The organism is Halomonas sp. ND22Bw, from assembly GCF_003011945.1.
Classification (GTDB): domain Bacteria; phylum Pseudomonadota; class Gammaproteobacteria; order Pseudomonadales; family Halomonadaceae; genus Halomonas; species Halomonas halophila.
In genome coordinates this window covers 1-270 of the sequence record NZ_PXWD01000906.1, presented here as the reverse complement: position 1 = coordinate 270, position 270 = coordinate 1, and the positions used below count along the sequence as shown (strand labels likewise).

The 270-nt window shown below is 73.0% G+C and carries 1 protein-coding gene; it reads left to right on the top strand.

The annotated features are described in order from the left end of the window. Positions 1-25: 25 nt before the first annotated feature. On the top strand, positions 26-270 hold a 245-nt coding region (locus CVH10_RS20775; RefSeq protein WP_369335924.1), incomplete at its 3' end, for a DNA-3-methyladenine glycosylase.

The following is a 270-nucleotide window of genomic DNA, read 5'->3' as shown; positions in this document are numbered from 1 at the left end:
CGGGCCCACGCCGCGCAACGCGGCCATGTTCGGGCCGTCGGGACACGCCTACGTCTACCGCTCCTACGGCATCCACTGGTGCCTCAATGTCGTCTGCCGCGAAGCGGGCCACGGTGCCGGCGTGCTGATCCGCGCGATCGAGCCCACGATGGGCATCGCACGCATGCAGGCGCGGCGGGGCCTCGACGACCTGCGCCTGCTGTGCGCCGGCCCGGGCCGCGTGGGGCAGGCGTTGGGCATCGACGGCAGCTTCAACGGCAAGGCGCTCGA